At 72.0% G+C, this 3,606-nt stretch carries 1 protein-coding gene; it reads right to left on the reverse strand.

Features of this window, described 5'->3' with window-relative positions:
- A partial coding sequence (locus SALPAC4_RS27855; RefSeq protein WP_020113429.1) for an SDR family NAD(P)-dependent oxidoreductase occupies window positions 1–3,606 on the reverse strand: 3,606 nt, incomplete at both ends.

Below are 3,606 nucleotides of genomic sequence, written 5' to 3' on the forward strand. Positions count from 1 at the left end.
CACCATCCTGATTCACCGCACTACCCCGCAACACAGCCAAAACCTCATGACCGTTACGCCGCGCATCCGACAACCGCTCCAACAGCACCAGACCGACACCCTCGCTGAAGCCGGTTCCGCCGGCATCGTGCGCGAACGCCTTGCACCGGCCGTCCGCTGCCAGACCCTGCTGGCGGGTGAAGGCGACGAAGGCGCCGAGCGTGGACATCACCGTCACGCCGCCGGCCAGTGCGAGGGTGCATTCGCCCCGGCGCAGCGCCTGTACGGCGAGATGCAACGCCACCAGGGAGGACGAGCAGGCGGTGTCCACCGTCATCGCGGGCCCTTCGAAGCCGAACGTGTAGGCCACGCGGCCGGACATCACCGCGGCCGTGTTGCCGGTGGCCAGATAGTCCGCGACGTCGTCGTCCGCGCTGAGCGCCAAAGCGGCGTAGTCCTGTCCGTTGGTGCCGGCGAAGACTCCGGTCGGGCTGCCCTTCAACGAGGCCGGGTCGATGCCGGCGCGTTCCACGACCTCCCATGCGGTCTCCAGCAACACCCGCTGCTGCGGGTCCATCGCCAGCGCCTCACGCGGGCTGATGCCGAAAAAGGGCGCGTCGAACTCCGTGGCGCCGCTGACGAAACCGCCGACGCTGGCGCCGGTCGAGTCGCGGTCGAACAGCGTCTGCATATCCCAGTCGCGGTCCTGCGGGAAACCGGACATCGCGTCGACACCGTCTCGCAGCAGCGCCCAGAACTCGTCCGGCGAGTTCGCCCCGCCCGGGAAGCGGCAGGCGATCGAGACTATGGCGATCGGCTCGTCCGAGCTCGTCGTCGCCGGCACGAGCACGTCCGCCTGCTCCCCGGACAGCTCCGAGCACAGATGGTCGGCGAGCGCGCCGGGGTTCGGGTGGTCGAAGACGAGGGTGGCCGGCAGACTCAGCCCGGTCGCCGCCTTGAGCCTGTTGCGGAGTTCCACCGCGCTGATCGAGTCCATGCCGAGTGCGCGGAAGGCACGGACACTCTCGACCTGGTGCGGGCCGTCGTGGCCGAGGACCGCCGCGACCTGCGTGCGTACCAGGTCGAGTAGAACGTCGTTCCAAGCCTGCCGGGGGATTCGCGCGAGCTGCCGGCGCAACTCGGGCTGAGGACCGGTCTCCGTGGTCTGCGTCTGTGCCGCCTGCCGCACCTGCTGGACCTCCGGGAGGTCGCACAGCAGCGGGCTGAGCCGGTCGACGAGGCCGCTGTCCGCAAGCGCGTCCCAGGCGATGGAGGCGACGGCGATCGTGGTCTCGTCCCGGTCGAGGACCTGCTGCAAGGCGGCGACGGCACGCTCGGGCGGCATGGAGCGCATACCCCGCCGGCTGAGCCGCTGCTCGGTGACGGCGTCGGCGATGCCGCCGCCGGACCAGTGACCCCAGGCGATCGACGTAGCCGGGAGCCCCTGCGCCCGCCGGTGCCGTGCCAGCCCGTCCAGGTACGCGTTCGCCGGCGCGTAGTTGCCGTGGCCGATGTCCGCGGAGATGCCGGCGAAGGAGGAGAAGAGCACGAACGCCGAGAGACCTGCGTCGGCGGTGAGCTCGTGCAGGTTGAGCGCGCCCTGCGCCTTCACCTGCCACACCCGCTGCATCTGTTCCAGGGTCAGCGAGTCCAGCAGGGCGTCGTCCAGCACCGCCGCGGTGTGGAAGACCGCGCCCAGCGGCAGCTCCGGCGGGATCGCCGCCAGGGCCTCCCGCAGGGCGTCGCGGTCCGCCAGGTCGCACGCCACGATCGAGGCCCGGCAACCCGTCTCGCCGATCTGCCGCAGGAGTTCACCGGCGCCGGGCGCATCCATCCCCCGGCTGTTGAGCAGCAACAGGTTCCCGGCGCCGGAGCCGGCCAGCCACCGCGCCACGTGGGCGCCCAGCGCACCGGTACCACCGGTGACGACGACGGTGCGCCCCGCGGCGGACCAGGACCGCACCGGCCGGGCCGTGGCCGCCGCCCGCATCAGGCGCCGCCCGTAGACGCCGTCTGCCCGGATGGCGACCTCGTCCTCGGCGCCGGCGAGCACCTGTACGAAGCGGTCCCACGTGCGGTCGTCAGCGTCGGCCGGGAGGTCCACCAGGCCGGCCCACCGGTCCGGCATCTCCATCCGCACCACCGGGCCGAGTCCCCACACCGCTGCCAGGCCCGGCTCGTCGGCCGCGCCGCGGGTCACCCACCACACCGGGGCCGGCACGCCGGCGTCGCCGAGCGCCTGGAGCAGCATCACCGACCATGCCACCGTCACCGGCACGGACGGGTATGCGGCGTCGGGCCGGCCGCTGCCGGGCAGCGCCACCACGGCGGTGAGCGGGGTCTCCCCCACCACGGCGGAGATGAGATCGGCCATCGCCCGGCGGTCCGTGCCGGGCAGCGCGAGCCGCAGCACTCGTGCCCCGTTCCCCGCAAGCGCGGGGGCCACCTCGTCCGGCCAGTCCTCCTCCGCTGCAATCAGCAGCCACGTGCCCGCCAAGTCGCCGGACGCGGTGTCGCCCAGGGGCTTCCACGCCACCTGGTAGCGCCAGGAGCCCAGAACCGCGTCGTCGTGCCGGCGCTGCCGCCACGACGACAGGGCCGGCAGCACCGCGCCCAGGGTGAGGGCGTTGACGTCCAGCTGAGCCGACAGGGTCGCGACGTCCGCGCGTTCCACCGCGTCCCAGAAGCCGCGTTCCGCGGGATCCCCGGCCGGGCGGCCGGCGGACAGCCAGTACCTCTCGCGTTGGAACGCGTACGTGGGCAGATCCACGTGCGTGTGTGGGACGCCTTCGAAGATCGCGTGCCAGTTCACTTCCACACCGACGGTGAACAGTTCGGCGGCCGAGGTCAGCAGGCGCCGCAGACCGCCGTCGTCACGGCGCAGCGACCCGACCACCGTGACGTCGTCCAACGTCTCCTCGATCGCCGGCAACAACACCGGATGCGCACTGACCTCCACGAACGACCGGCCACCCGCATCCGCCGCCGAACGCACCGCCTCAGCGAACCGCACCGTAGACCGCAGATTGTCGAACCAGTACCCGGCATCCATCCGCCGGCCGTCAACCAGCCCACCGGTCACCGTCGAGAACACCGCGACCTCACCCGCACCAGGCCGCACCAACTCCAGATCAGCCAGCAACCGGTCCCGCACCTGCTGCATCTGCGGCGAATGCGACGCATAGTCCACCGCCACCCGCCGCGCCCGCACCCCCACCGCCTCACACCGGCCCAGCAACAACGCCAAACCCTCATCCGGACCCGACACCACCACCGTGGTGGGTCCGTTCACCGCCGCCACCGACAACCCCTCCGGCAGCAACTCCCGCACCCGCTGCTCGGCGGCCATCACCGACACCATCCCGCCACCACCGGCAAGCTCGCGCAACGCCCGGCTGCGCAACGCCACCACCCGCGCCCCATCAGCCAGCGACAGGACCCCGGCCACACACGCCGCCGCGATCTCACCCTGCGAGTGACCGATCACCGCCGCCGGCCGCACCCCCCACGAACGCCACACCTGCGCCAGCGACACCATCACCGCCCACAACACCGGCTGCACCACATCAACCCGCGACAGATCCCCGTCCAACGCCTCCGGCAGCGACCACTCCACAAACGGCGCCA

Origin of the sequence: Salinispora oceanensis, assembly GCF_000383575.1 — a bacterium.
Lineage (GTDB): Bacteria > Actinomycetota > Actinomycetes > Mycobacteriales > Micromonosporaceae > Micromonospora > Micromonospora oceanensis.